Raw genomic sequence first — 16,111 nt, forward strand, 5'->3', positions numbered from 1 at the left:
GACCGATGTCCAGAATCCCCCTGACGGCGCTGACGGCGGCCTTCGGTCTCGGAACTGCGGCCTATGCCGAGGTTCCCAGGGTAGTCGCCGACATTGCGCCCGTCCATTCTCTCGTGGCGCGCGTGATGGAGGGTGTCGCCGCGCCCGAGTTGATCCTGCCGCCGGGATCGAGCCCGCATGAACACACTCTTAGGCCATCCGAGGCCAAGGCGCTTCAGGACGCGGAGCTGATCTTCTGGATCGGCGAGGATCTTACTCCCTGGTTTGGCGAAACCATCGCGACCCTTGCCGATGGCGCTACCGAGGTCCCCCTGTCCGAAGTCGAGGGCAGCTTGATTCTGCCTTTCCGCGAGGGCGTACTGTTCGACAGCCAGGATGCCCACGACCATGATGACGATCACGGCGAAGACGAGAATGACCCTCATTCTTGGCTTTCACCGGACAATGCTGCTCTGTGGCTCGACGCAATCGCTGGCGCCTTGTCTGATGCGGATCCAGATCATGCCGAGGTCTATGCGATCAACGCGAAAGCGGGTCGCGAAGAGTTGTCGGCGACCAGGGACGACATCGCCAACGTATTGGCTCCGCTGAAGGAGCGCAGGTTCGTGGTGTTTCACGACGCTTACCAGTATTTCGAGTCGACCTTCGACCTTCAGGCCTTCGGGGCCATCTCTCTCGCCGATGCATCGGACCCCAGCCCGGCGCGGATCGCCGAGATCAGGGACAGGATCGCTGAGGACGGGATCGACTGCGTTCTGGCGGAACCGCAATTCAATGCGGGTCTGGTCGACACTGTGCTGGACGGAACCACGGCCCGCACTGCCGTCCTCGATCCGCTAGGCGCGTCGCTCGAGCCGGGACCGCAATTCTATACCCAACTTCTTCGGAACCTGGCGAATGCCCTGTCGGATTGCCTGTCTTGACCTTTGAAACCCGCCGCCCCTCGCGCTAGAGACGGAGCAGGGACCGCGTTCGAAGGTCTTTCCAAAGGCCGAGGACCGGATGCTGAGCGACAAAGACCATCAGGCCGCTGCAGACAGGATTCGGCCCGCGGAAACCACGAGGCGGGACTGCGCCCTGCCGCCTCTCACATTGTTCGCGATGACCATTGAGGATGCCATGCCTTCCAGCCCCTTAGGCGCCATTGGCGTCACTTTCGAATGAGATCGACATGACCTCTTCTCTTCCTCCCAACTCCTTCAAGGTGGCGCTGCGCGACGGCCGCGAGCAGATCGGCCTCTGGGCTTCGATCTCGGACCCGTCCGTGGGCGAGATGCTTGCGGGGTGTGGGTTCGATTGGCTCATGCTCGACACCGAGCACTCCACCATCGGACCGGCCGAAGTCGTGACATATCTGCGCGCCGTCGCGACCTCGCCCGTTGCGGCCGTCGTCCGCCCGCCGTGGAATGACGCCGTCGCGATCAAGAAGCTGCTGGACGCCGGCGCCCAGACGCTCCTTGTTCCGTTCGTCCAGTCCGCCGACGAGGCCCGCGCTGCGGTCGCCGCCGTGACCTATCCACCGAAAGGCATTCGCGGTGTTGCTGGTGTCACGCGCGCCACCCGGTACGGGACGGTCGAAGGCTACGCCGCCCGCGCAAGCGAGGAGATTTGCCTGCTCGTCCAGGTCGAAACCCGCGCGGCACTGGAGCAACTGGACGACATCGCTGCAGTCGACGGCGTGGATGGAGTCTTCTTTGGCCCTGCCGACCTGGCCGCGAGCTTCGGATATCCTGGCCAGCCGAACCATCCTGAAGTGCAGGCAGCGATCCTCGACGGCATTAGGAGGGTGACGGCGAAAGGTGTTCCCGCCGGTCTTCTGTCGCTCGACCAGCCCTTTTTGCACGAGGCAAAGAAGGCCGGAGCGCTTTTCATCGCTGTCGACGTGGACGCTGCACTCCTTCGTCGCGCCGCCGTCTCTCGCCGGGCGGAATGGGAATAGGGCGGGATAGCCGCTCGAAATTCACGCTGTCACGAACTGATTGGTCCGACATTCGCCTGTCACACGAACCATGCTAGACTGGGCGTCGGGACAGGTGGGATTGCATCATTCCCGCGAAATCTTGAAGCGCCGTTTGATGTTTCAAGTTGTTTTGGCCGCGCTCAAGATAAGATCGGCGCGACTCAGGTCTGAGGGTGAAGGTAAGGGTTTGAGATGCAGGTCGAACGCAAGATTGCTTATGCGCCTAGAACGATCGAAGTCGGTCAGAAGATCGCCAGGCTTCACGAAACATGCGTCGGCTGCTCCGGGTGCCGCGGCCTTTGTCGTGAGTTTCTTGAGCTGCTCACTCTTCCAGAGGCCGTGGTCCGCACGGCCTGACGTTTAGCCTTCGCGAAACCGTGTGGCCAACTCATCGGGCAGGGCGGCTGACTTCAATGCTTGAGACGATGGATCGCGGATTGTCCACACGCGCGTTTCCTTTCCCTCGACGCAGATCGTCTCGCCCTTTCTCAGGACATGCCCAATGAGGAACGAAGATCGACGCACCTCGAGGATGGAGGTCTCGATCGTCACCTCCTCGCCATAGCGGCACGGCGCGCGGAACGTCGCCCCGGTCTCGACCACGGGACAGCCGGCCGCGCTGAAATGGGCGAGCATCGCATCCTTCGGCCATCCGGCGGCCTCGTAAAGCAACGCCGTCGCATGATCGAACCAGCGGAAATAGTTGGGATTGAAGACGATGCCCGCAGGATCGCAGTCGCCCCATTCGATGCGACGGTTCGTGATGTTCGAAAGCATCCTAGAGCGTCTGGCCGTCGACCTGACGCTCGAGTTCGAGGATCGTCTGCGACAACCCCTCGCGGTGCGGCGTGAGTGTTTCCACCTCGCGCCAAATCTCGAGCGCGTCTTCAGGCCGTCCAAGCTCCTGCAGGATCAGCGCCAGCCCGCTCATCGCCGCGAAATGCTTTGGATTGAGCGAAAGCGTCTGACCGATGTCCTCGACCGCCTGACCGAATTGCCCGGCCATGAAATAGGCTGTCGCGCGTCCGTTGTAGCCTTCGGCGAAGTCCGGGGCGTGGTCGATCAGAGCACTGAAGTGTTCGACAGCGGTCTTCCAGTCGCCACTTTCCAGCGCTTTGCGCCCCCGCTCCAGAAGCAGGTCCATCGATGGTGAGCCTGATTTCGACCAGATATCGTAGATCCGCTGCTCGATCTGTGCTGCGGCGGCAGGATCACCGCCCCTCAGACCCTCGAAAAGAGCGTCGAGTTCGGAGTCCTCAACAGCCAGAGCTGAGCCAGATATGACGAAGCCGGTCACAAGTGCCGCTACGGCGTATTTGAGAGTTGACGTTCTGCGGCCCATATATCGAGTTTAGCGCAACAGCGGGCGAATGCGAGCCCGAAAGACCCCAGGAAGGATACCCGGATGAGCGAAGTGATCGACCAGGCGGTGACCGCCCTCAATGCAAAGTTGGGCCCGGACGGATTCGACGGCATCGCCAAGTTCGTGATCGAAGGCGAGGGCGCGGTGATGCTGGATCACTCCGGTGCGCGCGCCGCCGACGAAGAGGCCGACGTCACCATGACTGCCGATACCGAGACGTTCCGCGACATCCTCGAAGGCAGCCTGAACCCGACGTCCGCTTTCATGACTGGCCGCCTTAAGATCGACGGCGACATGGGAGCCGCGATGCGGCTTGCGCCCGTCCTTTCCTGACGATGGACAAGGCGCCCTACCGCGCCGATCTGGCACAAGGTCCCGAGGATGCGTCGACGTTCTGGGTCCGTGCGAACGACGGCGTCCGGCTGAGGCTGACGATCTGGCGGCAAGAGGGCGCGGGGGGGACGGTCCTGCTGTTCCCCGGTCGGACCGAATTCATCGAGAAATACGGACGCCTTGCCCGCGATCTCACGGCGCAGGGATTGGCCGTAGCGACCATCGACTGGCGAGGGCAGGGGTTCTCGGACCGGCTTGCGGGCGACCCTAGTCTTGGGCATGTCGGCGCTTTTCCGGACTACCAGCGTGACGTCGATGCGCTTCTTTCGGCCGCCCGAGAGGCGAGGCTGCCCGAGCCCTTCAATCTCCTCGCGCATTCCATGGGTGGATCCATCGGATTGCGTGCGCTGTGCGAGGGCCTTCCGGTGGCGCGGGCGGTCTTCACGGCGCCGATGTGGGCGATCAACCTGCCCGTCGCACTGCGCCCTCTGCCTTTTGTGCTGCCGCCGGTTTACCGCCTGGCGCGCAGGGGGCTGGACTATGCGCCGGGCACGAGGCCGACGAACTACATTGCGGACACAGGATTTGTCGAAAACCTCCTGACCACGGATCGCGACAGCTATGACATCCTGGGCGCCTATGCAGCGGCAGAACCGATGTTCGCCCTTGGCGGTCCCTCGGTGCACTGGGTGGGCGAGGCCGCAAAGGAAGGTCGTGCGCTCATGCGGATGCCTCGCCCGGACGTACCGACACTGACGTTCCTAGGCACGCTCGAGCAAGTCGTATCGATCACGGCCATAAATCGCATTCACGCCGACTGGCCGTCCGCGGAACTTCGGCTGGTTGAGGGCGCCAAGCACGAGCTTCTGATGGAAGCGCCCGCAATCCGCGCGCAAGTCCTGTCGCAGACGCTCGAGTTTTTGGCGCCCGACCGGATTCACGCCACGCGATAGATACGCTCGCCGCGCAGTGGCCTTGCGGCGGGGCCGTGCGGCAGCCCACGCACGATCTCGGCATCTTGTCGGCCCTCGTCCCCAAGGGCGGCCAGAACGAAATCGCGATCGAGAAAACCTTTGTAGGATAACCCGGCGCGATCGGCCGCTTCGGCGGCATGACTCGGACGGGCATTCGGACATTCGCCTGGACAGGGCGACGTCTCGGAGAGAAAACACGCGCCGCTTCCGCGGCAAAACTTGAACTCGCACATACTACCCACCCAACACTTGTGGTCTTGATGCGTCGAAATTACGGCGAAACTTTGGCAAAGGCAAGCGCAAACTTGTGTAATATCAAATAAAAACAAATAGTTAATTGAAAAAGTAAGAGGCGCGCTCCGCCCCACCGGAACGCGCCTCGCCCCACCCAGGCCGATGCTCTGTTTACCGGGAAGGCAGTCGCCGGCGAGCATCGGTGAGCATCCTGTCAGTCGGCCGTCTAGCGGCCCTTTCCTGGCGATCTGCGGTACAGTGCCGGCCGGTCGCCGTTGAATCTCGAAAAGGTATTGGAATATCTGTCCTCCCCATCCGGCTGCGGCGCCGGAAAAGGCGCCGCAGGCCGGGGGGTATCGGCAGAGGTCGTACCGCGTCCGGAACCAGTCCTGACGGACCGGGTGAGAGCCGGATTGGACAGAGAGCGGCGCGACACCACAACCATTAACCTTTCACACACACACGAGGCAGGGACACATTCGCCTCAGTGACTTTCTTAAGGCAGGAATATGGCAGGAATAGGGCGTGCATTTGGTCGAGAGGCCCTCCAATCGTGGCCTATCGGACGCTGGAGACCATCATTATGTACCACGCGTGGTCACTCGGCCGCCTCGACGCTTAGAACGCCGTCGGTCATCACCAGAATCGGGCCAAAATAGGGCGACATGCCTAGAGAGGTGCGGGCGACAAGGCCGCCGCCCGCATCCGGTCTCAGCCGGCGTCCTTGTAGCTGACGGTCTTCACGTCAGAATCGGGATCGGACTTCTGTCGCCGCACGAGAAGCCGATTCAAGGCGTTCACATAGGCCTTAGCCGAGGCTACCACCGTATCCGTGTCCGCGGCCTGGCCGGTCGCGATGCGACCTTCCTCCTCCATTCGAACGCTCACGGTGGCCTGGGCGTCCGTCCCTTCAGTCACGGCATGAACCTGATAGAGCTGAAGCCGAGCCTCGTGCGGGAACAGAGCCTTCACGGCGTTGAAGGTCGCATCCACGGGTCCGTCTCCCTGGGACGTCGTCCGCAGTTCCTTCCCGTCTATCTCAAGGATCAGATCCGCCGACTGGGGCGCTTCGGTGCCGCAGATGACACGCAGGAACTTGACCTTGATGCGGTCGTGCGCGTCCCCTGTCTCCTGGTCACGCATGAGGGCAATCAGGTCGTCCTCGAAGACCTCTTTCTTGCGGTCGGCCAGCGCCTTGAACCGGACGAACACGTCGTTGAGCTGGTTGTCGGCCAGGTCGAAACCCAATTCCTTCAGCTTCGCTCGCAGCGCGGCGCGTCCCGAGTGCTTGCCCATGACGATGTTCGTCTCGGACAGACCCACGTCCTCGGGACGCATGATCTCGAAAGTCTCGGCGTTCTTCAGCATTCCGTCCTGGTGAATGCCGCTTTCGTGCGCGAAGGCGTTCTTGCCGACAATTGCCTTGTTGTACTGCACGGGGAAGCCTGAGACCGTCGAGACCCGGCGCGAAATGTGCATGAGCTTCGTCGTGTCGACACCCGTCGTCCAGGGCATGATGTCGTGACGCACCTTAAGCGCCATCACCACCTCTTCCAGTGCGGTGTTACCGGCCCGTTCGCCCAGGCCGTTGATCGTGCATTCGATCTGCCGCGCCCCACCCTCGACGGCGGCAAGCGCGTTCGCCGTCGCCATGCCGAGGTCGTTGTGGCAATGCGTGGCGAAGATCACCTCGTCGGCCCCCGGCACGGTCTCGATCAGCCGACGGATCAGGTCGGCACTTTCGCGGGGCGCCGTATAGCCGACCGTGTCGGGGATGTTGATCGTGGTCGCACCCGCCTTGATCGCAATCTCGACCACGCGGGCGAGGTAGTCCCACTCGGTCCGGGTGGCGTCCATGGGCGACCACTGCACGTTGTCGCAGAGATTCCGCGCATGCGTCACGGTGTCGTGGATGCGGTCGGCCATCTCGTCCATCGTCAGGTTCGGGATGGCGCGGTGCAACGGTGACGTCCCGATGAAGGTGTGGATGCGCGGGCGCCGCGCGTGCTTCACGGCCTCCCAGCACCGGTCGATGTCCCTGAAGTTGGCTCGGGCGAGGCCGCAGATCACGGCCTGTTTCGATCGCCGTGCGACCTCGCTCACCGCCTCGAAGTCCCCGTCCGAAGCTATCGGGAAGCCGGCCTCGATGATGTCGACGCCCATGTCGTCGAGGAGTTCGGCGATCTCCAGCTTCTCGGAATGGCTCATGGTGGCGCCAGGGCTTTGCTCTCCGTCGCGCAGTGTCGTGTCGAAGATTACAACACGGGTCTGGTCTGTCATGGTCTTGATCCTTGTGTCCTTAGCTCTGGTCCCGGCGCTGGAGCTCCTCTGAGCGGTCGCGCCGAAAAGGCACGCTCAGAGGCGGCTAAGGAGAAGAAGCAGGTCGGCGGCAGAAAGGCCGCAGGAGGGGATATGTCTCACCTGGTTCATGCCGAAAGAGGATAGGCAGCGGGGCCAGCCTTGTCAAAGCCTTCCCAACCCACCTAGTCGGGCGCGTGAAGCGCCGACTGACGGATGACCGCGCCTTCCAGCCAGCCCGGCTCCATCGTGGGCACCGAAGCGAGAAGAAGCGCGGTATAGTCAGGATGGGGGGGAGAAAGGATGTCGTCCTTCGGGCCCTGCTCGACGACGCGACCCTGGTGCATCACCACGATTTCGTCCGCAATGGCCCGCACCGTCGCAATGTCGTGCGTGATGAAGATGTAGGTCACGCCAAGCTCTTCCTGAAGGCGCATAAGCAGTTTCAGGATGCCTTCCTGCACAACCTGGTCGAGCGCCGAGGTGACCTCGTCGCAGATCACTAGGTCAGGTTCGGCGGCAAGGGCGCGGGCAATGCAGATCCGCTGCTTCTGCCCGCCTGACAGTTCTCCGGGCAAGCGGTCGGCGAAGCTCTCGTCGAGTTCGATCAGCTTCAGAAGTCGCGTCACCTCTTCCTCGCGCGCGCGTCCCTTCAGCCCGCGATAGAAGGTTAGCGGTCGCCCGATGATTTCCGAGACGCGATGCCTCGGGTTCATCGCCGTGTCGGCCATCTGGTAGATCATCTGGATGCGGCGAAGCTGCTCCTTGGATCGTCCCTTGAGCGCGGGTGGAAGGCCGGCGCCGTCGAAACGAACGGTGCCCTCGATGGGCGGCAGAAGCCCCGTCACCACGCGCGCGGTCGTGGACTTGCCCGAACCGCTTTCGCCTACGACGGCAATGGTCCGTCCCTTGGGGACGCGGATCGTCACGTCGTGAAGGACGGGCTTCGAGCCATAGGCTGCCGTCACACCCGCGATCTCGAGAATAGGCTCGGAGGCGGCCCGTGCCGGCTTCTCGATTGAGCGCACAGCCCAGAGGGACCGGGTGTAGGGATCCTTCGGGCGCGCCAGCATCTCGGCCGTCTCGGCCTCCTCGATCTCCCGCCCGTGTCTCAGGACCTTGATCCGGTCGGCCATCTGAGCGACCACGGCAAGGTCGTGAGTGATATAGATCGCCGCCGTATCGAAGCGTTCGACCGCCTCCTTCATGGCGGCCAGCACATTCACCTGCGTCGTCACGTCCAGTGCCGTCGTTGGCTCGTCGAAGATGATGAGGTCGGGACGCGCGCTCATCGCCATTGCCGTCATCGCCCGCTGAAGTTGCCCGCCCGAAACCTGATGGGGATAGCGAAATCCGATGGTGTTTGGCTCCGGCAGCTTCATCGCGGCATAAAGCGCCTTGGCGTCCTCGACCGCTTCGGCCTCGGGGCGAAGGCCGTGGGCCAAGGTCGCTTCGACGGTCTGGTCGATCAGACGGTGCGCGGGGTTGAAGGCTGCGGCGGCGGACTGGGCGACATAGGCGATACGCGATCCCCGCAGAGCTTGCCGCTTCGTCTCGCTCGCGGTCATCAGGTCGATGCCGTCGAACACGATCCGGCCGCTGGTCAGGCGGCAACCGGGCCGCGCGAAGCCCATGGCCGCGAGACCAAGGGTCGATTTGCCGGCGCCCGATTCTCCGATGAGGCCCAACACCTCACCCCGGCGCAGGGTCAGGCTCACGCCCCGGACAATCGGATGCCAGCGTTCGTCCGAGAACCCGTCGATGACGACGTCGCGCATGTCGAGAAGAAGGTCGTCCGCCATGTCGTCCCTCACACCTCGTCCCGCAGACCGCTTGTCTTGATGAGGAACCAATCCACCACGAAGTTCACGGCAATGGTCAGAAGCGCGATCGCTCCGGCCGGCAGCAGCGGCGTGATTCCGGCTTTGAGGTCGTACTGCGCGAACTGGATCAGCGAGGCGTTTTCGCGAACCATCGAGCCCCAGTCGGCCGTCGGCGGTTGAATTCCGACGCCCAGGAACGACAGCGCCGCGATGGTCAGGAACACGAAGCAGAAGCGCAGACCGAATTCGGCGACGAGGGGCGGCATGATGTTGGGCAGAATCTCGCGGCGCATCACCCAGCCAAGGCCTTCTCCGCGTAGGCGCGCGGCCTCGACGTATTCCATCACGGCGACGTTCATGGCCACCGCCCGCGTCAGACGGAAGACCCGCGTCGAATCGAGAAGGGCGATGATGACGACCAGCGACCAGACCGACGAGCCGAAGATCGACAGAAGCATCAGCGCGAAGATCAGCGACGGGATCGCCATGAGCACGTCGATCGCGCGGGCGAGGAACTGGTCCACCCACCCACGGCTGATCGCGGCGGCAAGCCCAAGGCCTCCTCCCACGAGGAAGGCCAGTAGGGTCGTGACGACCGCGATCCCGATGGTGTTCCGCGCCCCGTAGATCAGACGCGAGAAGATGTCGCGCCCGATCTGGTCTGTTCCGAAGACATGCCCGTCGCCCCAGGGCAGGTAGGCTCCGAAGCTGCTGTCCGCCTCACCGTAAGGTGCGATCAACGGCGCCAGCAAGGCCACCACCATGTAGATCGCGATGACGATCATCCCGAACCACGCCGTGAGAGGCGCGCCCTTCAGAGCGATCCACGCCTTCTGAAGGCGGCTTCGGCGGACCCTTGGCTGGGCCACTTCGTCGAGGGCGGAGTATGTCTCCGGCGCGTCTGTCATCTGGGGTGCAGAAGCCTGGGGTTCGTCGCGATCGACACGATGTCCGCCGTCAGGTTCAAGAGGATGTAGGTGCCCGCGAAGATCAGGGCGCAGGCCTGCACGACGGGAATATCGCGCGAGGTCACGGCATCGACCATCAGCTGTCCCACGCCGGGATAAACGAACACGACCTCCACCACGACCACACCCACGACGAGGTAGGCGAGGTTGAAGGCCACCACATTCGCAATGGGAGCCCATGCGTTCGGAAGGGCGTGCCTGAGGATCACCGTCGACGGCTTCAGCCCTTTGAGGCGCGCCATTTCGATATAGGGCGATGCAAGGAGGTTGATGATGGCTGCACGCGTCATCCGCATCATGTGAGCGACGATGACGAGCGTCAGGGTGAGGCAGGGCAGGGCGCACTTCGTGACCCTTTCCCAGAATGGCGTGGCCGATGTCACGTCCGCGAGGGATGGAAAGATCGGGTTCAGCGTTGCGAGGAAAAGGATGAGGAGATAGGCGACCAGAAATTCGGGCATGGAGATCGTCGACAACGTCACCGCGTTCACCACCCGGTCGTAGATGCCGCCGCGCCAGAGCGCGGCCGTCACCCCCAGGATCAGGGCGAGCGGCACGGCGACGATGGCCGTCATGCCCGCAAGGAACAGGGTGTTCGACAGCCGGGGCGCGATCAGCTCGGCGACCGAGCGCGAACGGTCTATGCCCGAGGACGCCCGGCCCGAGAAGCTTTGCCCCAGATCGCCCTGCGCCACCGAGCCGATCCAGTCGATGTACCGGACGTAGGCGGGCTGATCGAGACCAAGCTCGCGACGGAAGGCGGCCACGGTCTCTTCGGTGGCCGACTGCCCAAGGACGGCCTCGGTGAAATCGCCGGGAAGGAATTCGATGGCCGAGAAGATGATGATCGACACGAGGAAAAGCGTCAGAAGGCCCAACCCAAGCCGCTGAAGAACCGTCGCAAGGATCGGATGCAAGTCTGTCTCCCCGTCGTACGGGCCACTTCCGGGCCGCTTCTGCGCAAGCCTAGCTACCGTCCCCCCGTCTGACAACCGCCCGTAGCACTCCGTCCCGCCGGCAGTGGGCAGGCGTAGCCATCTAACAAAGCAAGGGTGGATCGACGCGGGTTTTCCCGAGCCCGATCAAGTCACGGGGGTGCGACGACTGGACATCGCCTTTCCGAGTGTCTTCTCGGCTCTAGATGCCGGGCATGGAACGAGCTTTGGTCATCGGATCGTCGGGCGGGATCGGAAGCGCCCTCGTCGCGGCGCTTCGCGAAAGGCGCGTCGACGTCGTGGGACTGTCTCGCCGCGACGACGGCCTCGAGATCACCGACGAATCCTCGGTCGCGCAGCTCCTTGGGGCGCTGGATCCGCCCTTCGACCTTGTCATCACGGCAACCGGGGCTCTTGTCGTCGACGGGGCCGAACCTGAAAAAGCCTTGCGGGAGATCACGGCGGAGGGCCTTCTGGGTCAGTTCCGCGTCAACACGCTCGGCCCCGCCCTGGTGTTGAAGCACGCCGTCCGTCTTCTGCCGAGAAATCAACACTCGGTTTTCGCCGCCCTCTCGGCGCGCGTCGGCTCGATCGGCGACAACCGCCTCGGCGGGTGGCACTCGTACCGCGCGTCGAAATCCGCCCTGAACCAGCTTGTGCACGGAGCGTCGATCGAACTTGCCCGCACGCACAAGCATGCTATCGCTGTCTGCCTGCACCCCGGCACCGTGGCAACGCCCTTCACCGCGGACTACGCCGGACACCATCGAACCGTCACGCCGGAGGAGGCCGCGGGCAAGCTGCTCAATGTCGTCGAAAGTCTCGAGCCCTCCGACAATGGTGGCTTCTTCGACTACGCCGGAAGACGGATTCCCTGGTAGTGCCCCGCCTTGTCCTCGTCCTCGGCGACCAACTCACGACACGCGTCGCGGCCCTGCGCGAGGCAGACCTCTCGACGGACGTCGTCGTCATGGCCGAAGTCATGGGGGAAGCGACCTACGTCCGCCACCACGTCAGGAAGCTTGCGTTCTGCTTCTCGGCGATGCGGCACTTCCGCAACCGCTTGCGCAGCGCGGGCTGGACCGTCGACTACACGCAGCTTGATGACGAAGCCGCGCACGACAGCATCGCGGGCGCCATTCTCTCCGCCGCCGACCGTCACGGATCAACGGAGGTCATCGCCACGGAGCCGGGCGAATGGCGGCTTCTCGAGGCGCTTCAGTCCTTGCCCCTGAAAACGACCATGCTGGAAGACGACCGCTTCGTCGCGTCCCACGCCGACTTCAACGCGTGGGCCGCAAATCGGAAAGAACTGCGGATGGAGTGGTTCTACCGCGATATGCGTCGAAAGACCGGCCTTCTAATGGAGGACGGCGAGCCGGCCGGCGGTCAGTGGAACTTCGACCACGACAACCGCAAGCCCGCGCCCAAAGGCATCGACTTCGGTGGTCCCTTGCGATTCTCGCCCGACGGGATAACCAAAGAGGTGCTCACCATGATCGAGCTGCGGTTTCCCGATAACTTTGGCGTGTTGAGGCCGTTCTGGTTCGCCGTTCGAGAGGAAGAGGCTGGGCGCGCCCTTTCGCACTTCATCAAGCACGCTCTCGCGCCTTTCGGCGACTACCAGGACGCAATGCTGTCAAACGACGACTTCCTGTCGCACTCGCTTCTGTCCATCTACCTCAACGCCGGTCTCCTCGACCCGATTGAAGTCTGTGAGGCGGCGGAACAGGCGTGGAAGGATGGGGCGGCGCCCCTGAACGCGGTCGAAGGCTTCATCCGGCAGATCATCGGGTGGCGTGAATACATGCGGGGCATCTACTGGCGCGAAGGTCCGGAGTATGACGCGCGCAATGCACTGAGCCATCGACGGAAATTACCTGAGTTCTACTGGACCGCCGAGACAGAGATGCGCTGCATCCGGCGTGCGGTGGAAGCGACCCGCGACCACGCCTACGCGCACCACATCCAGCGACTGATGGTGACGGGCAACTTCGCGCTTCTGGCGGGCATCGATCCCGCCGAGGTCTACGACTGGTACATGCTGGCCTATGCCGATGCCTATGGCTGGGTGATGGCGGGCAACGTGATCGGCATGAGCCAGTTCGCGGACGGCGGCATCGTCGGATCGAAACCCTACGTCTCGTCGGGCAACTACATCAACCGGATGTCGGACTACTGCGCCGAGTGCGCCTACGACGTTAAGAAGCGGACTGGCGAGGACGCCTGTCCCTTCAACTTCCTCTACTGGCACTTTCTCGACCGGCACCGGGAGAGGTTCCAGAGCAACCCGCGCATGGCCAACATGTATCGGAGCTGGGATCGTCTGGCTGATGACAAGAAGGCAGCCGTGATCGGGCAAGCCAATGCCTTCCTCGACGCCCTCTAGACCGGGATCACGCTCGCGATGATCGGAGGCGCAGCATTCAGCGCGTCCTTCGCGAAGCCGGCCGCGGACTGGTAGCCGTGCATGAACTCCTGCCGCTCATGCGGCGAGATGACGTCGTCGATGTCATCGAACTCGCCACCGCAGCGCTCGTCGACGAGGTTCAGAAGACCGAATGGTCCCGCGCCCCTGTTTCGCAGGACAATCGCGCTGACCGGCCCGCAAAGCTTTTCGTCGTAAGCCCGCAGAGCGGTTGGCGTAGGTCCGTGTGCAAGCATCGCGGCGCCAAGTTCGCGTGCGTCGATGATGGCCTGGCTCGCGCCGTTGGACCCGGTCGGATACATCGCGTGTGCGGCGTCGCCCATGAGTGCGACCGGGCCGTCGATCCACGTATGAACGGGGTCGCGGTCGATCATCGGGTTTTCATAGGCCACGTCGGCGGCGCGTAGCATCGCGGGTACGTCTAGCCAGTCATAGCAGAAGTTGTCGAAATGGTGCGCGAAGTCCTCGACGTCGACCTGCTTGAACCAGGCGTTCTGCTGCCATCCTTCGGAGGCGTCGAGCGTCCGCTCGGCGATCCAGTTGATCGTGGCCAGTCCGTCCGCGTCCGGATGCGAAATAGGGTAGATCACCATGCGATGGCGATGCGTTCCGAGGCCTACAAAGCTGGATCCAGTCCGGATCGGGGCCGCTCGTGTGGTGCCGCGCCACATGACGGCACCGCCCCAATGGATCGGGGGCTGGTCGGGATGCATCTGCGAGCGTATCGCGGAATGGATCCCGTCCGCGCCGATCAGAAGGCGGCCGTGCAGCTGCTCTGTTCCACCATCCTCCGTGGCGATCCGCGCGGCGGCGCCATTCACCGCTTTCGAATAGCCCTTCACCCGCGTCCCAAGGCGGACCGCGTCCGGCCCCAACCGTTCGCGGACCTTGTCGAAGAGAAGCATGTGGAACTCGCCGCGATGGACGGCGTACTGCGGCCAGCGATAGCCCGCGTATGTGCCTCTTGGCTCGGAATAGATCTCTTTGCCGTTCAAACTGACTAGAGCCCATTCGCGCGCGGGCAGACCGACGCGGTCCAGCTCCTCCGGACCGATCCCGAGATCCTGAAGCTCCCGGACAGCGTTCGGCTGGAGATTGATGCCGACGCCGAGCGGCTTCATCTCGCGCGCCGCCTCGAGGACCAGGCAACGCAGACCCACCTGGTGCAGCGTCAGGGCGGTGACGAGGCCACCAATCCCGCCGCCCGCGATGAGAATACGGTCATTATCCAAGCGAGGTGTCCCGTGGCTGGCTGGCTTGACGTCGGATCAGTTCGATTCCGTCGTCAGCACACCATCTTCCCAAGTTCCCGTCCGCTCTTCGCCCGTCGCATAACGGATAGTGCCTTCGCCCTGGCGCTTGCCCTGGACGAAGGTGCCCTCGTAGACGTCGCCGTTGGCGTAGGTCGCGATCCCCTGGCCGTCGATCTCGCCGTCCGTCCATTCGCCCTCGTAGACGAAACCGTCAGGCATCGTGATCTTGCCGGTGCCCTGGCGCTTGCCGCCGACGAAGCCGCCCTCATAGGTGGTGCCATCGGAATAGATAGCTACGCCCTGGCCCTCCCTCTGGCCGCCGACCCATCCGCCCTCGTAGGTATACCCGTCGGCGAAGGTCATCTTGCCCTGGCCGTCCATCTTGGCGTCCTTGAACTCGCCTTCATAGACGAGGCCGTTCGCATAGGTTGCGGTGCCCTTGCCCTCGATCACGCCGCCGATCCAGGTTCCTTCGTAGGTATTCCCGTCGGGATAGACGATGCGGCCCGTGCCATCGGCGAGGTTTGCCTTGAAGGTGCCGGTGTAGACCGAGCCATCCGGATAGGTGACTTCGCCCTCGCCCTCGATCTCGCCTCCCGCCCATGTGCCCGTGTAGACGTAGCCATCGGTGCCGGTGAAGGTGCCGGTGCCCTCGCGCTGGTCGGCCGCGAACATGCCTTCGTAGACATCGCCGTTGGCATAGGTGACCTTGCCTTCGCCCTGGCGCTTGCCTGCGACGAGCTGGCCCACGTAGACGTCGCCGTTGGGCTGTGTCAGGGTGCCCATCCCGTTGATCTGGCCGTCCTTCCACTCGCCTTCGTAGACAAGCCCGTCCGGCATAGTCAGGGTTCCCGTGCCTTCGCGCACACCGCGGACAAGCTGGCCGACATAGACCGCACCGTCGGGATACTCGATCCGTCCGTCGCCTTCCTTGATGCCGCGATTCCACTGGCCGTCATAGACATAGCCGTTCGGGCTTTCCATCCGGCCTGTGCCGTGATGAAGCGCGTCCTGAAACTCGCCCTCGTAGCGGACGCCGTTGGCATAGACCGCCACTCCGGTGCCGTTGATCTTGCCGTCGGCCCATTGGCCTTCGTAGGTGCCGCCGTCGGCGAAAGTGATCTTGCCTCGTCCCTCGGGCTTGCCGTTCGCGAACTCGCCTTCATAGATCGAGCCGTTCGGAAACTCGGCCCGGCCCTGCCCGCGGATCTCGCCCTCGACCCATTCGCCTTCGTAGACATAGCCGTTCGGCAGGCGATAGGTGCCCGTGCCGTCCTGCTTGCCGTCCTTGAAGGTGCCCTCGTAGACCCCTCCATCGTCGTATTGCTTGGTGATGACCTGCTGCGCCGAAGCGATGCCGGCAAAGCCGGCTGCAAGGACCAGAGCCGATAACCCGAGAGCCCGTTTCATCTGCTTTCCCCCGCCTAAACCTGCCTGGGCCTTCGGCCCGTGTTCTCATCCTCGCGGCAAATCTAGTGGAGGCACCCCGGAGCCGCAACGCTTTTCCCGGCAGCCCTTTTCCTTCGGCGGATGTCTCGCTAA

The 16,111-nt window shown here is 63.5% G+C and carries 15 protein-coding genes; 6 read left to right on the forward strand and 9 right to left on the reverse strand.

Annotated elements, in window-relative coordinates; all coding sequences use genetic code 11:
* The first annotated feature begins 5 nt into the window (after positions 1-5).
* Together EF888_RS02360 and EF888_RS02365 are read left to right on the forward strand one after the other, a co-directional pair.
* A complete protein-coding gene (locus EF888_RS02360) occupies positions 6-923 on the forward strand; it encodes a zinc ABC transporter substrate-binding protein (RefSeq protein WP_109757914.1) in 918 nt (305 codons plus the stop codon).
* Between the two features lie 248 nt (positions 924-1,171).
* Positions 1,172-1,939 (forward strand): HpcH/HpaI aldolase family protein, encoded by a 768-nt coding sequence (locus EF888_RS02365; protein ID WP_109757274.1) that lies wholly within the window; start codon positions 1,172-1,174, stop codon positions 1,937-1,939.
* A 381-nt stretch (positions 1,940-2,320) separates the two neighbouring features.
* On the opposite strand, the gene EF888_RS02370 is transcribed toward EF888_RS02365, so the two are convergent.
* Entirely contained in the window at positions 2,321-2,737 is a 417-nt protein-coding gene (locus tag EF888_RS02370; protein ID WP_109757275.1) for an acyl-CoA thioesterase, read from the reverse strand.
* A 1-nt stretch (position 2,738) separates the two neighbouring features.
* Positions 2,739-3,302, reverse strand: a complete 564-nt coding sequence (locus EF888_RS02375) for a tetratricopeptide repeat protein (protein ID WP_109757276.1) — start codon at positions 3,300-3,302, stop codon at positions 2,739-2,741.
* A 63-nt stretch (positions 3,303-3,365) separates the two neighbouring features.
* Here EF888_RS02375 and EF888_RS02380 point away from each other — a divergent pair, with 63 nt between their 5' ends.
* Together EF888_RS02380 and EF888_RS02385 are read left to right on the forward strand one after the other, a co-directional pair.
* On the forward strand, positions 3,366-3,656 hold the full coding sequence (locus tag EF888_RS02380; protein ID WP_109757277.1) for an SCP2 sterol-binding domain-containing protein: 291 nt from the start codon (positions 3,366-3,368) through the stop codon (positions 3,654-3,656).
* A 2-nt stretch (positions 3,657-3,658) separates the two neighbouring features.
* Positions 3,659-4,609, forward strand: a complete 951-nt coding sequence (locus tag EF888_RS02385; protein WP_109757278.1) for an alpha/beta fold hydrolase — start codon at positions 3,659-3,661, stop codon at positions 4,607-4,609.
* Here EF888_RS02385 and EF888_RS02390 read toward each other — a convergent pair.
* From EF888_RS02390 to EF888_RS02410, 5 genes are all read right to left on the reverse strand, one after another.
* Positions 4,594-5,064: a hypothetical protein gene (locus EF888_RS02390; RefSeq protein WP_126918474.1), complete on the reverse strand. Its 471-nt coding sequence runs from the start codon at positions 5,062-5,064 to the stop codon at positions 4,594-4,596. The genes EF888_RS02385 and EF888_RS02390 overlap by 16 nt on opposite strands.
* Positions 5,065-5,575: 511 nt before the next feature.
* Positions 5,576-7,144 (reverse strand): 2-isopropylmalate synthase, encoded by a 1,569-nt coding sequence (locus tag EF888_RS02395; RefSeq protein ID WP_109757279.1) that lies wholly within the window; start codon positions 7,142-7,144, stop codon positions 5,576-5,578.
* Positions 7,145-7,347: 203 nt separating this feature from the next.
* Positions 7,348-8,964 (reverse strand): ABC transporter ATP-binding protein, encoded by a 1,617-nt coding sequence (locus EF888_RS02400; protein ID WP_109757280.1) that lies wholly within the window; start codon positions 8,962-8,964, stop codon positions 7,348-7,350.
* Between the two features lie 8 nt (positions 8,965-8,972).
* Positions 8,973-9,893 carry an ABC transporter permease gene (locus EF888_RS02405; RefSeq protein ID WP_109757281.1) on the reverse strand — a complete coding sequence of 307 codons (921 nt, stop codon included), beginning with the start codon at positions 9,891-9,893 and terminating at the stop codon, positions 8,973-8,975.
* Positions 9,890-10,870 carry an ABC transporter permease gene (locus EF888_RS02410; protein ID WP_109757282.1) on the reverse strand — a complete coding sequence of 327 codons (981 nt, stop codon included), beginning with the start codon at positions 10,868-10,870 and terminating at the stop codon, positions 9,890-9,892. Before EF888_RS02410 ends, EF888_RS02405 begins: the two co-directional genes overlap by 4 nt.
* Before the next feature lie 233 nt (positions 10,871-11,103).
* Between EF888_RS02410 and EF888_RS02415 the strand changes: the two genes are divergently transcribed.
* Complete coding sequence (locus EF888_RS02415) at positions 11,104-11,769, forward strand: SDR family NAD(P)-dependent oxidoreductase (RefSeq protein ID WP_109757915.1); 666 nt, start codon at positions 11,104-11,106, stop codon at positions 11,767-11,769.
* A complete protein-coding gene (locus EF888_RS02420; RefSeq protein ID WP_109757283.1) occupies positions 11,769-13,277 on the forward strand; it encodes a cryptochrome/photolyase family protein in 1,509 nt (502 codons plus the stop codon). Before EF888_RS02415 ends, EF888_RS02420 begins: the two co-directional genes overlap by 1 nt.
* Here EF888_RS02420 and EF888_RS02425 read toward each other — a convergent pair.
* Complete coding sequence (locus EF888_RS02425; RefSeq protein ID WP_109757284.1) at positions 13,274-14,548, reverse strand: flavin-dependent oxidoreductase; 1,275 nt, start codon at positions 14,546-14,548, stop codon at positions 13,274-13,276. The two genes, EF888_RS02420 and EF888_RS02425, sit on opposite strands and share 4 nt — an antisense overlap.
* Before the next feature lie 36 nt (positions 14,549-14,584).
* Positions 14,585-15,979 (reverse strand): 2-isopropylmalate synthase, encoded by a 1,395-nt coding sequence (locus EF888_RS02430; RefSeq protein ID WP_109757285.1) that lies wholly within the window; start codon positions 15,977-15,979, stop codon positions 14,585-14,587.
* Positions 15,980-16,111: the final 132 nt, after the last annotated feature.

It is taken from the genome of Silicimonas algicola, from assembly GCF_003970735.1.
GTDB classification, from domain to species: domain Bacteria; phylum Pseudomonadota; class Alphaproteobacteria; order Rhodobacterales; family Rhodobacteraceae; genus Silicimonas; species Silicimonas algicola.

What these genes read in the sequence shown, in the direction of transcription:
- EF888_RS02360 (WP_109757914.1), top strand. Translation starts at nt 6, where the DNA reads ATGTCCAGAATCCCCCTGACGGCGCTGACGGCGGCCTTCGGTCTCGGA.
- EF888_RS02365 (WP_109757274.1), top strand. Translation starts at nt 1,172, where the DNA reads ATGACCTCTTCTCTTCCTCCCAACTCCTTCAAGGTGGCGCTGCGCGAC.
- EF888_RS02370 (WP_109757275.1), bottom strand. Translation starts at nt 2,737, where the DNA reads ATGCTTTCGAACATCACGAACCGTCGCATCGAATGGGGCGACTGCGAT.
- EF888_RS02375 (WP_109757276.1), bottom strand. Translation starts at nt 3,302, where the DNA reads ATGGGCCGCAGAACGTCAACTCTCAAATACGCCGTAGCGGCACTTGTG.
- EF888_RS02380 (WP_109757277.1), top strand. Translation starts at nt 3,366, where the DNA reads ATGAGCGAAGTGATCGACCAGGCGGTGACCGCCCTCAATGCAAAGTTG.
- EF888_RS02385 (WP_109757278.1), top strand. Translation starts at nt 3,659, where the DNA reads ATGGACAAGGCGCCCTACCGCGCCGATCTGGCACAAGGTCCCGAGGAT.
- EF888_RS02390 (WP_126918474.1), bottom strand. Translation starts at nt 5,064, where the DNA reads ATGCTCGCCGGCGACTGCCTTCCCGGTAAACAGAGCATCGGCCTGGGT.
- EF888_RS02395 (WP_109757279.1), bottom strand. Translation starts at nt 7,144, where the DNA reads ATGACAGACCAGACCCGTGTTGTAATCTTCGACACGACACTGCGCGAC.
- EF888_RS02400 (WP_109757280.1), bottom strand. Translation starts at nt 8,964, where the DNA reads ATGGCGGACGACCTTCTTCTCGACATGCGCGACGTCGTCATCGACGGG.
- EF888_RS02405 (WP_109757281.1), bottom strand. Translation starts at nt 9,893, where the DNA reads ATGACAGACGCGCCGGAGACATACTCCGCCCTCGACGAAGTGGCCCAG.
- EF888_RS02415 (WP_109757915.1), top strand. Translation starts at nt 11,104, where the DNA reads ATGGAACGAGCTTTGGTCATCGGATCGTCGGGCGGGATCGGAAGCGCC.
- EF888_RS02430 (WP_109757285.1), bottom strand. Translation starts at nt 15,979, where the DNA reads ATGAAACGGGCTCTCGGGTTATCGGCTCTGGTCCTTGCAGCCGGCTTT.